Genomic DNA, 16,622 nt, shown 5'->3' on the forward strand with positions numbered 1-16,622 from the left:
TCACCCCGCGCAAAGGACCACCGCCATGCAAAGACGTCATCTCATCCAAGCCCTGGGCCTCGGCAGCCTCACGTCGGCCTGGCCGGCCTTTGCCGAGGCTTTTCCTTCCCGCCCCATCACGCTGGTGAGCCCCTGGGCGGCCGGCGGCACGAACGACCTGCTGTGCCGCCTGCTGGCGCGCGAGGCCGGCGGCGTGCTGGGCCAGCCCATGGTGGTGGACAACAAGCCGGGCGCCAGCGGTGTCGTGGGCACCACGGCCGTGGCCCGTTCCAAGCCGGACGGCTACACGCTCACGCTGGGCAGCACGCCCGGTTACGCCACCGCGCCCGCGCTGTACCCGAACCTGCCCTACGACCCGCTCAAGGACTTCACGCCCATCATCGGCGTGGCGACCGTGCCCAACGTGCTGGTGGTGCCGCCCTCGCTGCCGGTGAACTCGGTGCAGGAACTCATCGCCTACGTCAAGGCGCGGCCGGGCCAGGTGGCCTACGCCTCGGTGGGCAACGGCTCGACGCAGCACCTGTGCGCCAAGCTGTTCGAGCGCATGACCGGCACCGAGATGATCCACGTGCCCTACAAAGGCACGGCGCCGGCGATGCAGGACCTGCTCGCCGGCCGCGTCACGCTGGCGTTCGAGAACATGCCGCCGCTGCTGCCGCAGATCCGCAGCGGTGCCCTGAAGGCGCTGGCGGTCACCTCGTCGCAGCGCGTGGCGCAACTGCCCGACACGCCCACCCTGGCGGCCTCGGGCCTGGCCGATTTCGGCGCGTCCGTGTGGTACGCGGTCTTCGCCCCGGCCGGTGTGCCCGCGCCGATCGTGACGCAGCTGCAGAACGCGTTCACGCACGCGCTGCGCCAGCCGTCGGTGACGACGCAGCTCGCGCAACTGGGCCTGACCACGCTGGCCTCGGATGCGGCGGCCACCAAGGCCTTCGTGCAGGCCGACGCCACCAAGTGGGGTGGCATCATCCGCTCGGCCGGCATCACGGCGGATTGAAGACTCAGCAGCATCAGCATCAGGAGCGGACCTCATGAATGACAAGGAACAGGCCGGCGGGCGCCTGGCGGGGCGCACCGCGCTGGTCACCGGCGCGGGCAAGGGGCTGGGCCGCGCGATCGCGCTGGGCTTTGCCGGCGCGGGGGCCGACGTGGTGCTGATGGCGCGCACGCGCGCCGACCTGGAGGCCGTGGCCCGCGAGGTCGAGGCGCTGGGCCGCCAAGCCTTGGTGGCCGTGGCCGACGCCACCGATTCGTGGCAGGTGAATGCGGTGGTGGAGCAGGCGGTGGCGCGCTTCGGCCGCATCGACGTGCTGGCCCACGCGGCCGGCGGCAGCCTGCGCAAGCCCAGCGTGGACGTGACCGACGAGGAGTGGGACGGCGTCATCTCGGCCAACCTCTCGTCCACCTTCAAGGTGTGCCGTGCCGTGGGCCGGCACATGCTGGCGCAGGGCGGCGGCTCCATCATCAACCTCTCGTCCACCGCCGGCATGCGCGGCCGGGCCGGCAACGCGCCGTACTCGGCGGCCAAGGCGGCGGTCATCAACCTCTCGCGCGCGCTCGCGGTGGAGTGGGCGCCGAAAGGGGTTCGCGTCAACGTGCTCGCGCCGGGGCGTTTCCTCACGCCGCTGACCGAGGCCGAGATGTCGGTGCCCGAGAAGTACGCGGCCTTCGTGCGCCAGGTGCCGCTGGGCCGCATCGGCCGGCCCGAGGAAATCCAGGACATCGCCGTGTGGCTGGCCTCGGACGCCTCGGCCTACGTGACCGGCAGCACCATCACGCTGGACGGCGGGCAGACGCTCGCCTGACCGCCGGCTTTTCCTTTTCGAATCCCACGCCCCGGCGACCTGGCCGGGGCGGGAGCCTTCCTGTCGCTTCACCATGCCCTCCGCTCTCTCGAACATCCTCGCGCTCAAGGACTTTGCGCCGCTCGCGCAGCGCCGCCTGCCCCGGCCCATCCACGGCTATGTGGCGGGCGCGGCGGAGGACAACGTCTCGCTGCGCCGCAACCAGGAGGCGATGAACGCCTACGGCTTCGTGCCGCGCGTGCTGGTGGATGTGTCGCGCCGCACGCAGCAGCAGCCGCTGTTCGGCACCACTTACGCGAGCCCCTTCGGCATCGCACCCATGGGCCTGGCCGCGCTTTCGGCCTACCGGGGCGACATCGCGCTGGCCCAGGCCGCGCGCGAGGCCGGCATTCCCGCGATCCTGAGCGGCTCCTCGCTCACGCCGCTGGAGGACGTGGCCCAGGCCGCGCCGGGCACCTGGTTCCAGGCCTACCTGCCGGGCGACGAGGCGCGGATCCTGGCGCTGCTGCAGCGCGTGCGCCGCGCGGGCTACGAGACGCTGGTGGTCACGGTGGACATCCCCGTGAGCGCCAACCGCGAGAACAACGTGCGCAACGGCTTTTCCACGCCGCTGCGGCCCGGCCTGCGGCTGGCGTGGGAAGGGGTGTCACACCCGCGCTGGCTGCTCGGCACCTTCGCGAAAACGCTGTGGCGCCACGGCATGCCGCATTTCGAGAACTCGTTCGCCGAGCGCGGCGCCCCCATTCTGTCGAGCAATGTGCTGCGCGACTTCTCGCACCGCGACCACCTGGATTGGTCGTTCGTCGAGCGCATTCGCGCCTTCTGGCAAGGCCCGTTGGTGATCAAGGGCATCCTCGGCGTGGCCGATGCGGTGAAGGCCAAGGCGCTCGGGGCCGACGGCATCGTGGTCTCCAACCACGGCGGGCGCCAGCTCGACGGCGCGGTGGCGCCCATGCAGGTGCTGGCGCGCATCGTCGACGGCGTGGGCGGCATGCCGGTGATGGTGGACGGTGGCTTCCACCGCGGCTCGGACGTGCTCAAGGCGCTCGCGCTCGGGGCGCGCTTCGTGTTCGTGGGCCGGCCGTTCAACCACGCGCTGGCGGTGGCCGGTCAGCGCGGCGTGGCGCACGCCATCGAGCTGCTGCGCGCCGAGATCGACCGCAACATGGCCATGCTGGGCGTCACCGGCTGCGGGCAGCTCGACCGCGATCTGCTGCTGCCCACGCCGCCCTGAACGCGCTCACTTCGTCGAGGCGGGGCGCTGGTCCACCGAGACCTTGAGGTCCTGCGCGGCCTGCAGGTGCTCGCGCAGGGCCGGCAGGTGTTTGGAGGCGAAGGCCTTGACCTCCGGGTCGCGCGATTCGAGCGCGGTTTTTTCGTACAGGGGAATCGCGCTCTTGGTCGCCTCCACGCCCATCTGGTTGAGGTAGCGGCGGTCGAAGGTCTCGTCGCCCAGGCCGGCGATGATCATCTCCTTGCCCTTCTGCAGCATCGAGGGCTCGTTGGGCAGCTCCTGCTGCTTGGCGGCGGCGAGCGTGCGCAGCTCTTCGCCGACCTTGCTGTGTTCGTCGACCATGCGCTGCGCGAAGTCGCGCACCTTGGGGTTGCGCGCCTTGGTCAGGGCCAGGCGGCCGGCCGAGACCTCGGCGTGGCCGTTTTCGGCGGCCTGCTGCAGAAAGCTCTTGTCGATGGGCGCGAGGCCTTGCGCGAAGGCCGTGGTGCTCCACAGCAGGGCGGTGGTGAACGCCAGGGCGGTCAGGGGGCTTGCTCGGTGGTTCATGCGGGGGCTCCTTGAATCCGTTGGGGAGCCCGTCCACCGGCAAGTGGCATGCCCGTGCGGGCGCTGGTGGGGAGCGGGAGCGCCGTTTGCCCCTGGGAACGACCATGAGCCGCACCATTCGATTGCCACCTTCACCCCCGCCGCCGTCCGACGGCAGGAAGGCCGATGCCAGCGAGCTGCTGGCCTCGGTGGCGGGCGAGGAAGACCCGGGCGCGGCGCTGGACGCGCCGGTGCCGCCGCCGCGCGCCCCGCTCAGCGGGCCTGCTGCCGGCGGCTCACCAGGCGGGCCGCCGCCAGGTCCCAGCCGCCCCAGCCGCAGTTCTTGAAGAACACCGGGCCGCGCACCGGCCGGGGCGATGCGAGCCAGTCGGCCAGGGTGGGCACGGCGGTGACATCGATGCCGGCCTGCAGCAGGTCGCCAGCCTCGTGGTCGGCGTCGCGCGTGTCCACCACCAGCGTGCCGCGCGCGGCGAGGTCGCGGCAGACCTCGGGCGCCCACTCCACCATCTGCGGCGTGTAGGCGCCCACGGCGCTCACGAAGGCGTCGTCGCGCGGCGTGCCGCGCAGCGCCACCTGCCGGGCCGGCGTGGTGCTCACCACCAGCGGGCACTCGGCCAGCGCGGCGTCGGCATCGTCCACGCGGCGCGCGTCCAGGCCCAGCGTGCGGGCATGGGCCACCAGCGCGTCGGCGCTGGCCGGATTGCGCGAGGCAATGCGCACCTCGCGCACGCCCAGGCCGGCGGCAAAGGCTTCCAGGTGCGCGCGGCCCTGCACGCCCGCGCCGACGATGAGCAGCGGGCCGTCGCGGCGGGGCGCGAGCAGGCGCGCGCCCAGCAGCGACACGGCGGCGGTGCGGCGCGAGGTCACGGTAGGGCCGTCGAGCAGGGCGGTGCGCTGGCCGGTGGCGACATCGAACACCACGATGTCGCCCTGGATGCTGGGCAGGCCGCGCGCGGCGTTGTCCGGGATCAGGGTGATGAGTTTGGTGATGGCCACGCGCGCGTCGACGGCGGGCATCGCGAACAGGGTGCCGCCACCGGGCAGGGCCTGCACGATGCGCGCGGGGACCGCCACCGTGGGGTCGCTCAGCAGCGCCTCGATCTCGTCGGCCAGCTCGGGGTAGGGCAGCGCGGCGGCGGTGGCGCTGGGGTTCAGGGAGGACGTCATGCCCCACATCATCGGGGATCCGACGTCCCCCGGTTCAGATCACCCGCACGCGCAGCTCGCCCAGGCCATCGAAGCGCCCGCTCATCACGTCGCCGCGCCGCACCTCGCCCACCCCCTCGGGCGTGCCCGAGAAGATCAGGTCGCCGGGCTGAAGCTCGAACAGGCGCGAGAGCGTCGCGATGGTCTCGTCGACGTTCCAGATCAGTTGCGAGAGGTCGGCCCGCTGGCGCGTTTCGCCGTTGACGTGCAGCGAGAGCGCGCCGGTGTCGAGGTAGCCGGTGTCCTGCACCGCGTGGATGGGGCCCATGGGCGCCGAGGCGTCGAAGGCCTTGCCGGTCTCCCACGGCTGGCCGGCCTTGGCGGCGGCGCGCTGCAGGTCGCGGCGCGTCATGTCCAGGCCGATGGCGTAGCCGAAGATGTGGCGGCGCGCCTGGTCCTGCGGGATGTCGCGCCCGCCCTCGCCGATGGCGACCACGAGTTCGATCTCATGGTGGCAGTTGCTGGTTTCGCCGGGGTAGGGGAAGCGGCCTTCCTCGCCGTCGGCGACCTCGACCACCGCGTCCGCCGGCTTGCAGAAGAAGATCGGTGGCGAGCGGTCGGGGTCGTGGCCCATCTCGCGCACATGGGCTTCGTAGTTGCGGCCGACGCAGTACACGCGGCGCACCGGAAAGCGCTCGGCGCGCCCCTGGATGGCCACCGAGGTGGCGGGTGCGGGTTCGAAGGCGTATCGGGTCATCGGTTGTTCACTCCACCACGATGTTGCGTTCGCGCACGAGGGCGCCCCATTTCTCGCGGTCGGCCGCGATCACCTTGCGCATCTCGTTGGGCGTGCTCGTGGTGATGGCCGCGCCCCGGCCCACCATGGCCTTGCTCACCTCGTCGGAGCGGATGGCCTTGATGAGTTCTTCGTTCAGGCGTTTCTCGGTGGCGGGGGGCAGGCCGGCGGGCGCGATGAAGCCGAACCAGATGTTGTCCTCGAAACCCGGGATGGTCTTGCCGATGGGTGGGATGTCGGGCGCCTGCGAGGAGCTGCTGGTGCTGGTCACGCCCAGGGCGCGCAGCTTGCCGGATTGGATCATGGGCAGGGCCACGGGCAGGTTCTCGAACGCCATCTGGATGTTGCCGGCCACGAGGTCCTGCATGGCGGGCGCGCTGCCCTTGTAGGGGATGTGCATGATCTGCAGCTGCGCCGAGCGCGAGAGCAGCTCGCCGTTGAGGTGCGCGCTCGAACCGGTGCCCATGGAGCCGTACGACACCTTGTTGCCCGCCCCCTTGAGGTAGGTGATCAGTTCCTGCATGTTCTGCGCCGGCACCGAGGGGTTGACCACCAGCACGTTGGGCAGGGTGATGGCCAGGGTGAGCGGCGTGATGTCGCGCAGGGTGTCGACGTTCATGTTCTTGTACAGCGCGGGGTTCACCGTCATCACGCTGGCGGGCACCATGCCGATGACCGAGCCGTCGGGCTTGGCGCGCGCGATGCCCTGCAGGCCCAGCACGCCGTTGGCGCCGGGCCGGTTCTCGACGATCACGGGCACGCCCATGTTCTGTCCCATCACCTTGCCGGTGAGGCGGGCCAGCGTGTCCGACAGGCCGCCCGGGGGGTAGGGCACGATGATGGTGATGGGGTCGGCGGCCTGCGCGGTGCAGGTGAGGGCCGCGGCGGCCAGCGCGACGAAGTGCCGGCGGGACAAGGGCAGTTTCATGGTGTTGTCTCCTGTGGTGTCGTGGGTCGGTGAGAGGTCAGGCGGCGGCGAGCGCGGTGGCCACCGTGTGCTGGTACAGCTCGCGCTCCGAGATCTGCAGGCTGCGTTCCCAGGGCCAGCGCTGCATCGGGGGCTGGGGCGTGCGGTCCACCGCCTGCCCGCCGAGGTAGATGGCCGAGAGCTTGCTGCGGTCCTGCAGGATGCGGATGTCGGCCAGGGGATCGCCGTCGACCACCAGCAGGTCGGCGAACTTGCCGGTCTGCAGCGTGCCGGTGTTTTCGCCGTCCACGGTGATGGACGCGTTGCGCGTGCCGCAGGTGATCGCCTCCAGCGGGCTCATGCCCAGCAGGGTCACGAACAGCTCGAGCTCGCGCGCATGCCATTCGCCGTACGGCGTGACGGCAAAGCCGCTGTCCGTGCCGCACATCATGGTCACGCCGTTGCGGTGCGCGTAGGTGAGGTTGGTGACGGCCTTCTCGAGGTCGCGCTTGAAGCGGTCGATGCGCGCCTGCGAGCAGCCCGCGATGTGGCCCCAGTCGGCCACGTTGGCGGTGAAGGTGAGGGCCGGGCAGCAGGGGATGCCGCTCTCGGCCAGGCGGTCGGCCTGCTGCGGGTTCATGAAGTCGGCGTGCATGATCCAGTCGATGCCGGCGTCCACGCAGTCCATCACCGATTGCCCGCTGCGGGCGTGGGCGGTCACGCGGCGGCCCAGGCGATGGGCCTCCTGCACGATCACCTTGAGCTCGGCGGCGTTGAACGCCGGCACGCTGCCACCCCCTGGCGTGAGGATGGACGACTCGCCGCTGGCCGCGATCTTGATGAAGTCCACGCCGTTCTTCACCTGGTCGCGCACCTCGTTGACCATCTGGCTTTCGCCTTCGGTGAGGGCGCCCACGCCGGAGCGCGGCGTGCCCACCCACGAGGGGAAGTAGTCGGTCAGCGCCGCGTGTGTGCTGAGGTAGCGCGCGGCGGCCGAGATGCGTGGCCCGGGGAACAGGCCCGCCTTGATCGCGTTGCGCACCGCGACCGCCACGAACCAGCTGCCGCCGGGATCGCTGAACGAGGTGACGCCCGATTGCAGCACCGTGCGCGCGTGGTACACGCCACGGATCGCGCGGTACTCCGCCGAGGCGAACAGGTCCTGCTCCTCGATGCCGCGCGCCACGCCGTAGCTGATGTGGCAGTGCGCGTCGACGAGGCCGGGCATCACGGTCTTGCCGACCGCGTTCTCGACCACCTCGGCGTCGGGGGGCAGCGGGGCGCCGGGGCCTTCGCCGGCTTCGATGTGGACGATGCGACCGCCCTCCATCGCCAGCCAGTGCAGCGGGCGCGGCGCGGCGCCCGTGCCGTCGATGAGGGTGCCGCCCACCAGGCAGTGCCGCGCCACCATCAGCTCCAGCGCACGCCAGCGCGTGGGGTCTGGCCCGCGCGCTCGGCGAGGAAGTCGACCAGCACGGCGTTGAAGTCGTCCGCGCGTTCGTAGTAGGCCGTGTGCGCGGCGTCGGCCAGCAGGGCCAGGCGGCTGTGGGGCAGCAGGGCCCGCACCTTCTCGCCCACGGCCGGGGGCACGGTCTTGTCCTGCTCTCCCCAGACCAGCAGCACGGGGAATGGGGCGCGCGCGAGCTGCTCGCCCACGACTTCCTTGTCCAGGTCGGTGGCGATGTACTGGCCGAGCGTGGCGAACGATTCGAGCGCGCCGGGCGAGTTGTTGATGCGCCATTCCTCTTCGAGCATCTCGGGCGTGACGAGCGCCGGGTCGAAGATCACGCGCTGCATCTTGGTGGCCACGCCGTCGCGGGTCTGGTTGTTGGCGCCGGCCTGGATGCGGCCGCGCGCCTCGTCGCCGATGGGCACCAGGCCCATGCTGCCCACCAGCGCGATGGCGCGCACGCGCTCGGGCTGTTCGCAGGCGTAGGACGCGACCACGTGCCCGCCGAGCGAGGTGCCCACGATGACGGGTTTCGCCGCGCCGATGGCGTCGATGAACCCGGCCAGGAAGGCGCGGTACGCCGGCACGGAGCACGCGACGCCCGGCCCCTTGGAGGCAAACCCGTGGCCCGGCAGGTCCATGGCGTACACGTGGAAACCGGCGGCGGCGAGCGCGTCGACGTTGCGGACCCAGCGGTCGGCGCGGCCGCCGGTGCCATGCACGAGCACCACGACCTGGTCGCCGCTGCCGGCCTCGAGAACGCGGGTGGTGACGGCCCCAACGGCCATCGGATAACTGATCATTCAAAAACTCCTTTTATTCATGGGGTGAATTACATATTCATTCCATGAGCGCCATTCTGTCGCGGGCATCGGCGCCCGTGACTAGGGCATGTACGGAAGTTGAATGAATAGCCGCCGGCGCGCTGCCGGGGCCGGGCGGATCACTCGCGCTCGAGCCGCTCGATCACCGGGCGCAGCTGCTGCGCGGCCTGCATCAGGGCCTGCCCGGCCTCGGCGCGCACCGAGAGGTCGGCGAACACCGGGGTGGCCGAGGTGCAGATCAGCACGAAGGGCGTGGTGCTGGCCGGCGAGGAGAGCGGGATGGAGACGGTGGTCAGGCCGGGGAAGAACACGTCGACGTTGGTGACGTAGCCCTGCCTGGGGTATTCCGCGATGGCGGCGAGCGCCTGCTTCTCCACGCGGCGGTGCAGCGCGGGGTCGGCCTTGCGGCATTCCTGCATCACCTGCTTGCGCTGCTCCGGCTGCAGGCCGGCGAGGTAGCCCCAGCCGGTGCCCGAGCTGATGATGGGCACCTGCGAACCGGCGCGCACGTTGAGCTTGAGGAAGGCCTGCGGCGACTCCGTGCGCTGCACGTAGAGCATCGAGGTGCCCTCGCGCGTGGAGAGGCTGGCCGCGGCGTTGAAACGCGCGGCGATCTCCTCCAGCATGGGGCGCGCGAGTTCGGCCAGTTCGAGCGTGTCGAGCGCGGAGTAGCCCAGGGTGAGGATGGCCAGGCCGGGCCGGAAGCGGGCGCCTTCCTGGTCGGCCGTGAGGTAGCCGCCGTGCTCCAGCGTCTTGCACAGGCGCCACACGGTGGGCTGCGGCAGGCCGGTCATGCGCGCGATCTCGCTGCTGCCCAGGCGTTCGCGCCCATGGTCGAAGCAGCGCAGCACCGCCAGCCCGCGCAGCAGCGCGGTCACCAGGGGTTGCCCCGGCTTCTTGTCGCTCATCGCGTCATTTCATGCGGTAGCGGTACACCCCGTCCGCACCGGTTTCGCGCACGGCCTCGTCGCGCGCGAGCAGGTGGTTGAGGTGGGCCACGCCTTCGCCGGTGGCCATGCCCAGCAGTTCGCCGTTGCTGTCGATGGCGCGCGCGAACAGCGCACCGAACACGTCCACCGTGCGCTTGGGCGATTCGCCCAGGCTGCGGCGCAGGCGCTGCAGGCCGCGTTCGTGGCCTTGCGCCAGGCGGTCCAGCCGCGCGTGCAGGCCGCGGAAGGGCTCGCCGTGCGCGGGCAGCACCAGCAGCTCGTCGCTCAGCGTGCGGCGCAGGTGCTCGATGCTGGCGATCCAGTCGCCCAGCGGGTCGGCATCGGGTTCGGTGGGGAACACGCTCACGTTGGACGAGATGCGGGGCAGCACCTGGTCGCCCGAGACCAGCACGCCGAGGTCGTCGCTGACCAGGCAGGCGTGTTCGGGCGAGTGGCCGCGGCCGACGATGACGCGCCAGCCGTGCGCGCCGATGCGCACGGTTTCGCCATCGCTCAGGCGGCGGAAGCTGTCTGGCAGCGTGTGCATGTACTTGCTGTAGCCGCCGAAGCGGGTGCGGTAGATGTCCAGCGCCTCTTCGTTCCAGCCCATCTGGCGGTAGAAGTCGATGGCGTCCTGCGGCGCTTCGCGCCCGGTGTCGGCCACCAGCGTGCGGCAGGTGAGGTACTCGAGCCGGGTCATCCACAGCCGGCACTGGAACTTGCGCGTGAGCCAGCCCGCCATGCCGACGTGGTCCGGGTGCATGTGGGTGCAGAACACGCGCGTGATGCGCGCGCCCTGCGGCGTGGCGGCCAGCGGGCCTTCGGGCGCGGTCAGCTGGCGCCAGGCGGCCAGCGCTTCGGGCGTCTTGGTACCGGTGTCGATGACGGCCCAGCCCGTGCCCTGTTCGTCCTCGTCGGCCACGGCCCAGAGGTTGATGTGGTTGAGGGCGAACGGCAGCGGCATGCGCAGCCACAGCACACCGGGCGCGACCTCGCGCACCTGGCCGGGCGCGGGCGGCTCACCACACGGGTATTGCAGGGCGTAGGGGGTGTCGGGGGCGGTGGCCGGATCGTCCGGGCGGCCGTCGGAGGTGGGGGCTTCGGGCATCGGGGGATTATTTCAGAAGGCCCCCCGGCGCGCTGTCACCCCGGGTTTCAGACTTCGCGCGCGCCGGCCCACCAGCCGCTCATGAGGCTGGCGGGCTTGGTGCAGGCGCACACGCGCGCGCTGCATTCCCAGGCCTCCACCTGCACGTTCAGGCCGGCGAACACGCCGTAGCCGGCGCCGGCGCGGATGACCTCGTGGGCGCTGAGGCTCTCGCCCGCGCGGATCGCGCCTTCGGCCACGATGGAGCGGCCGGCCTTGATGCCCCAGCCGGCCTCCAGGTGCATGGCGCATTCGATGGTGCCGCCGGCCTGGATGCCGTCGCCCGCGCGGATGCTGTCGCGCGCCGTGAGCCGGCCGCCCACCACCAGGCTCTTGCCGCACTCGATCGGGCCCTGGGTGATCAGGTCCTGGCCCACGTGGGCGTTGCCGGCCACATGCAGCGGGCCGCCGCACCACAGGTCCCAGGCCGCGCGGATGTCGCCGCCGCAGCGCAGCTGCTCGCGCGCGTCGATGCCCCAGGCGGCCTTGATGTGCCCGGCGGCCTCCAGCGAGCCGTCGCTGCGCACGCTGCCGCCGGCCTTGATGTCGTCGCCCGAGACCAGCGACTGGCCGACCACGATGCTGCCGCCGGCCTGGATGCCGCGCCCGGTGCGGATCAGGGTGTCGACCTCGATGTTGCCGCGCACCACCAGCGAGCCCGCGAACACCAGGGCCTCGGCGGCCACGGCGTCCACCTCCATCACGGCGTTGGTGGGGCCGAACTGCGAGAGCAGCCAGCAGGCGTCGCTCACGCGGCCGGCCTCCACCAGGGCGTCGAGCAGGTCCTGGTAGTTGCTGCCGTTCTCGTGGTGGCGCAGGAACCAGCGGAAACCGTCGGCGCAGGGTTGTTTGGTCTTGATGAACTGTTTGGTGAGGTCCATGGCCGGCGTCATCCCTGGCTCGCCATCACGGGCACGGGTTCGGCCAGGCCGTCGAAGGGCACCACCAGCACATCGCTCTCGGCCCATTTGGCCAGCCGCTGGGCCACGCTGCCGGTGAGAAAGCGCGCGAACGCGGAGGCGCGGCGCTTGCCGACCACCACCAGTTCGGCGCGGGTGGCCTGCTGCTGCACGGCGGTCTGGTACGCGGGGTCGCCGTTGCCCACGTCGAAGGCCATGGCGCTGCCGGCCATGCCCAGCGCGCGGGTGAGCTGCATCAGCCGGTCCTTGGCGTGCTGGCGCGAGTCGAGGCGATTCGCGCGGATGGCCTCGAAGGACACGTCGGCCGAGCGCAGCTTGGATTCCTCGATCGTGTCGATGGCGTGGAACAGCTGGAGCGCCGAGGGGCTGGCGAAGCGGCGCGCGTAGGCGATCAGGTCGCGCGAGCGCGGCGTGAGGTCCACCGCCACCAGCACCTGCTCGTAGGTGCGCCCGGCCGCCTGCTTGACCACCAGCACCGGGCAGGGGCTGTCGTGCACGAACTGGTCGAGCGTGGTGCCGCGGTAGAAGGTTTTCCAGTTGCGTTGCCACAGGGGGCCCATCACCAGCAGGCTGGCGTTGCGGCATTCCTGCATGACGTCGTCCAGCGTCACGGGGTTGCGCTCCAGGGCCACGGCCCGGATGCCATGGCGCCGGGTCAGCTGGCGCGCGCGCTGCGACAGGCGCGCGATCGGGTCGGAGAAAAAGCGGTGGGGTTCTTCCGCGAAGTGGATGAGCCGCAAGGGCATGTTGTGTTGGCCGGCGAGGAGCGCGGCCCGATCCAGTGCATGCTCGGACTGTGTCGTGAAGTCGGTGAGGGCGAGAATGGAATCGAAGGTCATGGGACATCCTGGACGTGCGGGGGCCAACCCCATGGCGTGGGCCGATGGGAGCGTGACGAAGGGGGCGCGGCGCGGGCGCGAGGGAACTACGTGGTGTAGTCGCCGCTGGCCTCGGGCTGGAACAGCAGCTCGACGACCTCGGCCTCGCAGGCATCGCCGTTGGGCGTGCGCCAGCGCGCGATGGCGCCCACGCGCTGGCCGAGCAGGCTGGCGCCGACGGGCGAGAGCACGGAGATGAAGCCCAGGTGCGGCTCCGCATCGGCCGGGTAGCACAGCGTGAGCTTCTGGCGCTTGCCCGTGGCGACGTCTTCGAGGATGACCTGCGAGTACATCGTGACGACATTGGCCGGCACCTCGCGCGAGGGCACGAGGTCCAGCGAGTCCAGCGTGTCCGCCAGCTCGGGCGGCATCTTGCCGCCGCGCAGGTTGTTCAGGCGCGTGAAATCGAGTTCGGTGAGCAGGCGTTCACCGGTCAGGGTCTTGTGCATGGAGCACTCCATCTGGTGCGGCCATGCTGCGGGTGTGCAGCGGCCACGATCGCGCTGGGCTGGGGCCCGGCGATAGATGGTTTGCGCAAAAAGGAGGAGGGGGTATCGCCGGGCTTAGGAATGTGCGGCCGGCTGGCGCAGTCCCGCCGTGCCCATCAGCTTGCGACCGGCCACGGCCGAACCTGCCATCAGGGGCAGGCGCGTGTGCAGGTGGAAAGTGAGGGTGGACCGGGATGCCATGGGGGGTATTGTAGGCGCGGCGCCCATTCTGGCAAGGCTTGTGCGGTTGTTCTTCAGCGGCGCGGGTCCTTGCGCGGGGCGGTGGGCGAGGAGGGCGGTGCCTTCTGCGAGGGGGACTTGCCGCCCGCGCCGGGCACGTAGCCGGCGCGCCGGCCCGCGTCCAGGCCGGGCGTGGCGCGCATGTCCGTGTCCACCTGGCCGTCCTGCAGGTCCTGGTGCGCCTGTTGCATGTCGGGGTCCGGCGCGCTGGCCGTGCTGTCGGTGGACTGGTCGCGTTCGTGCGGCAGCTCCAGGTGGTCGTCGGTTGCCTTGGCCGGGGTCGAGCCGGGGGCGTCGGGTGTGCGGCTCACCGGGTTCGAAGGGTCGCGTCGCGGCGCGCCGGAGGGGCGGTGGGGCGCATCTGCGCGGGGCTTGCTCATCTCGAATCTCCTGGTGCGTGGAGGTGTCCACCCGGCGGCAGCGGCAAGGCATGTGCCCGCCGACTGACGCGCGGCCGGCGCACAGGCACTCGACTTGCCCCGATTTCAGGCGCAGGAAAGTCCTGTGCGCCTTCAGGAGATCACCATGAAACCTTTGCTTTCATCCCGCATGGTGCTCGGTGTGGCGGCCGCCGCCGCCTCGCTGATGCTGTTGGCCGGTTGCGACCGGCGGCCCACCGATGTGCCACCGCCCACGACGGGCGAGATGGAGCGCGATCGCGACCGCACCACCAACCCGCCCATGCCACCGAGCGCACCCGCGGTGCCCACGCCCGAGACCAGCCCGGCACCGCCGGCTGCTTCGCCCGCGACACCGGCGCCGGGCGGCACCACCCAGTAGACCCGGGCCGTGCGGCATCAGTGGCGCTGGCGCTCCTTCGGAGCGGGCGGCGCCTTGCCGCCCGCCTGGCGCGCTTCCGACAGGCCAATGGCGATGGCCTGCTTGCGGCTGCGCACCTTGTCGCCTGAGCTGCTTTCCAGCTCACCTTCCTTGAACTCGTGCATGACCTTTTTCATCTTGCGCGCGGTGATGGCTTCGGATCGGCTTTTGGTGGAGGTGTTTGCCATGGTGAACTCCTGGTTGACGAAGGGGGAGTGTCAGGGGCGAACGGCGTTCCCGATTCTTCTTGCGGCGAGACAGGCACACGCCTTGCCATGCAGGGGCTTCTTTCTTCAGACACCCACAGACAGGAGTCCCCGAATGACCATGGTTCACGCTCATGTGCCCGACGTGCCCAAGCCCACGCCCCCGGTGCCGCCCCCGCCGCCACCGGGACAGCCCGCCGTGCCGCCTGAAACGCCCACGCAGTTGCCGCCGGACATCCGCGAACCCGAGGTGCCGGACGAGCAGACACCCCCGGCGGGCGACCCACCGCGGCAGCCCACGCCCATCGTGTCCTTGCACTGACAAGGCCGGCCCGGAAACCGGCGCGCGGCCGTGCGTGGGCCGGGCAAACGGTGGCATCATGGGCGCCGTTTCGATGCACGAACACGCCCGTGGGCGGGCGCAGACCAAGGAACCGCAAGAGATGACCCATGTCCTGATCGTGGACGACGACGTTGACGCTTCCGCGATGCTCGGCGAGCTGATCGCCATGCAGGGCCTGACCGTGGCCACCGCGAACACGCTGCGCGATGCGCGCAAACAGCTGGCCTTGCAGGCCCCCGATCTGGTGCTGCTGGACCTGCGCCTGCCCGATGGCAGCGGCATGGACCTGTTCGCCGACCCCGAGCTGCTCGCCAACTCCGAGGTGGTGCTGGTCACCGGGCACGCCAGCCTGGAGACCTCCATCCTCGCGCTGCGCCTGGGCGCGGTGGACTACATCGTCAAACCGATCACGCCCAAACAATTGCAGGGCGTGCTCTCGCGCGTGAGCAAACCTTCCGTGTTCAAGGCCGAGGTGGCGGGCCTGACCGCCAAGGTCGCGAGCACCGGCCATTTCGGCCAGCTGTGGGGGCGCTCGCCCTCGATGCTGCAGGTGTACGAGCAGATCACCCGCGTGGCGGGCACCGGCGTGTCGGTGTTCATCACGGGCGAGAGCGGCACCGGCAAGGAGGTGGTGGCGCAGACCATCCACGAGCTCAGCCGTCGGCGCAAGATGCCTTTTCTGGGCGTCAACTGCGGCGCCATCTCGCCCAACCTGATCGAGAGCGAGATCTTCGGCCACGAGAAAGGCAGCTTCACCGGCGCGGACCGCCAGCACCAGGGCTTCTTCGAGCGCGCGGCGGGCGGCACGCTGTTCCTCGACGAGATCACCGAGATGCCGCTGGACCTGCAGGTCAAGCTCCTGCGCGTGCTCGAGACCGGCCGCTTCCTGCGCGTGGGCGCGACCCAGAGCCAGGAGACCGATGTGCGCATCATCGCGGCGACCAACCGCCAGCCCATGCAGGCCGTGGCCGACGGGCGCCTGCGCACGGACCTGATGTACCGCCTCAACGTGTTCCCGATCGACCTGCCTCCGCTGCGCGAGCGCCTGGACGATGTCCCCTTGCTGGCGAACCGTTTCCTGCGGCTCATCGGCGAGCAGGAGGGCAAGGAAAAGAGCTTCTCGCCCGAAGCGCTGGATCGGCTCACGGCCTATGCCTGGCCGGGCAACGTGCGCGAGCTGCGCAATGCGGTGCAGCGCGCCTATGTGATGACGTCTGGCGAGGCGATCGGCGCGCAGTGGCTGCCGAGCGCCTCCGAACCGCCGGTGGGCGCGGTCGCGCCAGCGCCGGCGCCGGCCGTGGCGAGCGCGCCGGCGCCGGTGGGCGCCAGCCGCCCGGAAGGTTCGGTGGTGCTGCCGCTGGGCATTTCGCTCGCGCAGGCCGAGCAGACCCTGATCCTGGCGACGCTGCAGCACTACGGCCGCCAGAAGGAGCGCACCGCCGCGGCCCTGGGCATCAGCCTGAAGACGCTCTACAACCGCCTCAAGCAGTACGCGGCCGAAGACCCGGCCGACGGGCCCCGGCCCTAGGGCGCGCTCGGGGGCTGCGCAAGGCACGCCGCTTGCCGCACGGGGGCAGGAGGTGACCCACCGGTCGCCGCCGCCACAGGAGTGCCCCATGTCCCATGTCACCGCCGCAGGCGAGAAGAAGCCATGTGTGCTGGAAATGGCCGATGCCAGCCCGGCCTCGCGCGCCGAATCTCCGCCCGAACCGCGCCCGTGTGCCCTGCTGTGCGCGGATGCCACGGCCGACGGTGCGAACGCCCCCGGGGCTCCCCCGCCACCGCCCGCGCCCACCCCCGTTCCCTCCGCCCCGCCCGAAGACGAAAGCGCCGACCCGGTGGGCGATGGGCACAGCGACGCCGAGTGGGCCGAGCGCCATCCCCAAGGCGGTTGAGGCCGCCGCAAAAAAAAAAAAGCCCGCGGCAAGCGCGGGCCAAGGGGGA

Annotated in this window: 21 protein-coding genes; 7 read left to right on the forward strand and 14 right to left on the reverse strand. The window is 71.1% G+C overall.

What is annotated here, in order from left to right:
- Positions 1–25 precede the first annotated feature (25 nt).
- The 3 genes from ABSY19_RS23655 (at position 26) to ABSY19_RS23665 (ending at position 3,039) form a co-directional block, all read left to right on the forward strand.
- The gene (locus ABSY19_RS23655) at positions 26–997 is read left to right on the forward strand and encodes a Bug family tripartite tricarboxylate transporter substrate binding protein (protein WP_382156404.1); all 972 of its coding nucleotides are present in this window, start codon (positions 26–28) and stop codon (positions 995–997) included.
- Between the two features lie 34 nt (positions 998–1,031).
- On the forward strand, positions 1,032–1,805 hold the full coding sequence (locus ABSY19_RS23660) for an SDR family NAD(P)-dependent oxidoreductase (protein ID WP_382156406.1): 774 nt from the start codon (positions 1,032–1,034) through the stop codon (positions 1,803–1,805).
- A gap of 73 nt (positions 1,806–1,878) precedes the next feature.
- Positions 1,879–3,039, forward strand: a complete 1,161-nt coding sequence (locus tag ABSY19_RS23665; RefSeq protein ID WP_382156408.1) for an alpha-hydroxy acid oxidase — start codon at positions 1,879–1,881, stop codon at positions 3,037–3,039.
- Between the two features lie 6 nt (positions 3,040–3,045).
- Here the strand turns inward: ABSY19_RS23665 and ABSY19_RS23670 are convergent, their stop codons facing one another.
- From ABSY19_RS23670 to ABSY19_RS23730, 13 genes are all read right to left on the reverse strand, one after another.
- The gene (locus ABSY19_RS23670) at positions 3,046–3,585 is read right to left on the reverse strand and encodes a DUF4142 domain-containing protein (protein ID WP_382156410.1); all 540 of its coding nucleotides are present in this window, start codon (positions 3,583–3,585) and stop codon (positions 3,046–3,048) included.
- Positions 3,586–3,837: 252 nt separating this feature from the next.
- Positions 3,838–4,752, reverse strand: a complete 915-nt coding sequence (locus ABSY19_RS23675) for a delta(1)-pyrroline-2-carboxylate reductase family protein (RefSeq protein WP_382156413.1) — start codon at positions 4,750–4,752, stop codon at positions 3,838–3,840.
- 34 nt (positions 4,753–4,786) lie between these two features.
- Complete coding sequence (locus ABSY19_RS23680; protein WP_382156415.1) at positions 4,787–5,488, reverse strand: fumarylacetoacetate hydrolase family protein; 702 nt, start codon at positions 5,486–5,488, stop codon at positions 4,787–4,789.
- Between the two features lie 7 nt (positions 5,489–5,495).
- Positions 5,496–6,455: a Bug family tripartite tricarboxylate transporter substrate binding protein gene (locus ABSY19_RS23685; protein ID WP_382156417.1), complete on the reverse strand. Its 960-nt coding sequence runs from the start codon at positions 6,453–6,455 to the stop codon at positions 5,496–5,498.
- A gap of 37 nt (positions 6,456–6,492) precedes the next feature.
- On the reverse strand, positions 6,493–7,845 hold the full coding sequence (locus ABSY19_RS23690) for an amidohydrolase family protein (protein WP_382156419.1): 1,353 nt from the start codon (positions 7,843–7,845) through the stop codon (positions 6,493–6,495).
- A complete protein-coding gene (locus ABSY19_RS23695; protein ID WP_382156421.1) occupies positions 7,845–8,687 on the reverse strand; it encodes an alpha/beta fold hydrolase in 843 nt (280 codons plus the stop codon). Before ABSY19_RS23695 ends, ABSY19_RS23690 begins: the two co-directional genes overlap by 1 nt.
- 140 nt (positions 8,688–8,827) lie before the next feature.
- A complete protein-coding gene (locus tag ABSY19_RS23700; protein WP_382156423.1) occupies positions 8,828–9,616 on the reverse strand; it encodes an IclR family transcriptional regulator in 789 nt (262 codons plus the stop codon).
- Positions 9,617–9,620: 4 nt separating this feature from the next.
- Positions 9,621–10,745, reverse strand: a complete 1,125-nt coding sequence (locus ABSY19_RS23705; RefSeq protein ID WP_382156425.1) for an MBL fold metallo-hydrolase — start codon at positions 10,743–10,745, stop codon at positions 9,621–9,623.
- A gap of 47 nt (positions 10,746–10,792) precedes the next feature.
- Positions 10,793–11,665: a hypothetical protein gene (locus ABSY19_RS23710; RefSeq protein ID WP_382156426.1), complete on the reverse strand. Its 873-nt coding sequence runs from the start codon at positions 11,663–11,665 to the stop codon at positions 10,793–10,795.
- An 8-nt stretch (positions 11,666–11,673) separates the two neighbouring features.
- Positions 11,674–12,543, reverse strand: coding sequence for a universal stress protein (locus tag ABSY19_RS23715; protein WP_382156428.1), 870 nt, complete (start codon positions 12,541–12,543; stop codon positions 11,674–11,676).
- A gap of 86 nt (positions 12,544–12,629) precedes the next feature.
- Complete coding sequence (locus ABSY19_RS23720; protein WP_291115847.1) at positions 12,630–13,031, reverse strand: GreA/GreB family elongation factor; 402 nt, start codon at positions 13,029–13,031, stop codon at positions 12,630–12,632.
- A 114-nt stretch (positions 13,032–13,145) separates the two neighbouring features.
- Positions 13,146–13,271 (reverse strand): hypothetical protein, encoded by a 126-nt coding sequence (locus ABSY19_RS23725; protein ID WP_291115850.1) that lies wholly within the window; start codon positions 13,269–13,271, stop codon positions 13,146–13,148.
- 53 nt (positions 13,272–13,324) lie between these two features.
- The gene (locus tag ABSY19_RS23730; RefSeq protein ID WP_382156430.1) at positions 13,325–13,690 is read right to left on the reverse strand and encodes a hypothetical protein; all 366 of its coding nucleotides are present in this window, start codon (positions 13,688–13,690) and stop codon (positions 13,325–13,327) included.
- A 145-nt stretch (positions 13,691–13,835) separates the two neighbouring features.
- Between ABSY19_RS23730 and ABSY19_RS23735 the strand changes: the two genes are divergently transcribed.
- Positions 13,836–14,090, forward strand: a complete 255-nt coding sequence (locus tag ABSY19_RS23735) for a hypothetical protein (protein WP_382156432.1) — start codon at positions 13,836–13,838, stop codon at positions 14,088–14,090.
- A gap of 17 nt (positions 14,091–14,107) precedes the next feature.
- Here ABSY19_RS23735 and ABSY19_RS23740 read toward each other — a convergent pair whose 3' ends face one another.
- Positions 14,108–14,317, reverse strand: a complete 210-nt coding sequence (locus ABSY19_RS23740; RefSeq protein ID WP_382156434.1) for a DUF6496 domain-containing protein — start codon at positions 14,315–14,317, stop codon at positions 14,108–14,110.
- Between the two features lie 133 nt (positions 14,318–14,450).
- Here ABSY19_RS23740 and ABSY19_RS23745 point away from each other — a divergent pair, with 133 nt between their 5' ends.
- From ABSY19_RS23745 to ABSY19_RS23755, 3 genes are all read left to right on the forward strand, one after another.
- Positions 14,451–14,657: a hypothetical protein gene (locus tag ABSY19_RS23745; protein ID WP_382156436.1), complete on the forward strand. Its 207-nt coding sequence runs from the start codon at positions 14,451–14,453 to the stop codon at positions 14,655–14,657.
- A 121-nt stretch (positions 14,658–14,778) separates the two neighbouring features.
- Positions 14,779–16,206, forward strand: a complete 1,428-nt coding sequence (locus ABSY19_RS23750) for a sigma-54-dependent transcriptional regulator (RefSeq protein WP_382156438.1) — start codon at positions 14,779–14,781, stop codon at positions 16,204–16,206.
- An 88-nt stretch (positions 16,207–16,294) separates the two neighbouring features.
- The gene (locus ABSY19_RS23755) at positions 16,295–16,573 is read left to right on the forward strand and encodes a hypothetical protein (RefSeq protein ID WP_382156440.1); all 279 of its coding nucleotides are present in this window, start codon (positions 16,295–16,297) and stop codon (positions 16,571–16,573) included.
- Positions 16,574–16,622 lie beyond the last annotated feature (49 nt).

The sequence above is a fragment of the Hydrogenophaga sp. ANAO-22 genome (assembly GCF_042466645.1).
Taxonomy (GTDB): Bacteria; Pseudomonadota; Gammaproteobacteria; order Burkholderiales; family Burkholderiaceae_C; genus Hydrogenophaga.

Bases quoted from the DNA above. Each gene is read 5' to 3' on its own strand.
- ABSY19_RS23680 (WP_382156415.1), bottom strand. From the start codon at position 5,488: ATGACCCGATACGCCTTCGAACCCGCACCCGCCACCTCGGTGGCCATC.
- ABSY19_RS23700 (WP_382156423.1), bottom strand. From the start codon at position 9,616: ATGAGCGACAAGAAGCCGGGGCAACCCCTGGTGACCGCGCTGCTGCGC.
- ABSY19_RS23710 (WP_382156426.1), bottom strand. From the start codon at position 11,665: ATGGACCTCACCAAACAGTTCATCAAGACCAAACAACCCTGCGCCGAC.
- ABSY19_RS23715 (WP_382156428.1), bottom strand. From the start codon at position 12,543: ATGACCTTCGATTCCATTCTCGCCCTCACCGACTTCACGACACAGTCC.
- ABSY19_RS23665 (WP_382156408.1), top strand. From the start codon at position 1,879: ATGCCCTCCGCTCTCTCGAACATCCTCGCGCTCAAGGACTTTGCGCCG.
- ABSY19_RS23670 (WP_382156410.1), bottom strand. From the start codon at position 3,585: ATGAACCACCGAGCAAGCCCCCTGACCGCCCTGGCGTTCACCACCGCC.
- ABSY19_RS23750 (WP_382156438.1), top strand. From the start codon at position 14,779: ATGACCCATGTCCTGATCGTGGACGACGACGTTGACGCTTCCGCGATG.
- ABSY19_RS23695 (WP_382156421.1), bottom strand. From the start codon at position 8,687: ATGATCAGTTATCCGATGGCCGTTGGGGCCGTCACCACCCGCGTTCTC.
- ABSY19_RS23660 (WP_382156406.1), top strand. From the start codon at position 1,032: ATGAATGACAAGGAACAGGCCGGCGGGCGCCTGGCGGGGCGCACCGCG.
- ABSY19_RS23705 (WP_382156425.1), bottom strand. From the start codon at position 10,745: ATGCCCGAAGCCCCCACCTCCGACGGCCGCCCGGACGATCCGGCCACC.
- ABSY19_RS23685 (WP_382156417.1), bottom strand. From the start codon at position 6,455: ATGAAACTGCCCTTGTCCCGCCGGCACTTCGTCGCGCTGGCCGCCGCG.
- ABSY19_RS23720 (WP_291115847.1), bottom strand. From the start codon at position 13,031: ATGCACAAGACCCTGACCGGTGAACGCCTGCTCACCGAACTCGATTTC.
- ABSY19_RS23690 (WP_382156419.1), bottom strand. From the start codon at position 7,845: ATGGTGGCGCGGCACTGCCTGGTGGGCGGCACCCTCATCGACGGCACG.
- ABSY19_RS23740 (WP_382156434.1), bottom strand. From the start codon at position 14,317: ATGGCAAACACCTCCACCAAAAGCCGATCCGAAGCCATCACCGCGCGC.
- ABSY19_RS23735 (WP_382156432.1), top strand. From the start codon at position 13,836: ATGAAACCTTTGCTTTCATCCCGCATGGTGCTCGGTGTGGCGGCCGCC.
- ABSY19_RS23655 (WP_382156404.1), top strand. From the start codon at position 26: ATGCAAAGACGTCATCTCATCCAAGCCCTGGGCCTCGGCAGCCTCACG.
- ABSY19_RS23725 (WP_291115850.1), bottom strand. From the start codon at position 13,271: ATGGCATCCCGGTCCACCCTCACTTTCCACCTGCACACGCGCCTGCCC.
- ABSY19_RS23675 (WP_382156413.1), bottom strand. From the start codon at position 4,752: ATGACGTCCTCCCTGAACCCCAGCGCCACCGCCGCCGCGCTGCCCTAC.
- ABSY19_RS23755 (WP_382156440.1), top strand. From the start codon at position 16,295: ATGTCCCATGTCACCGCCGCAGGCGAGAAGAAGCCATGTGTGCTGGAA.
- ABSY19_RS23730 (WP_382156430.1), bottom strand. From the start codon at position 13,690: ATGAGCAAGCCCCGCGCAGATGCGCCCCACCGCCCCTCCGGCGCGCCG.
- ABSY19_RS23745 (WP_382156436.1), top strand. From the start codon at position 14,451: ATGACCATGGTTCACGCTCATGTGCCCGACGTGCCCAAGCCCACGCCC.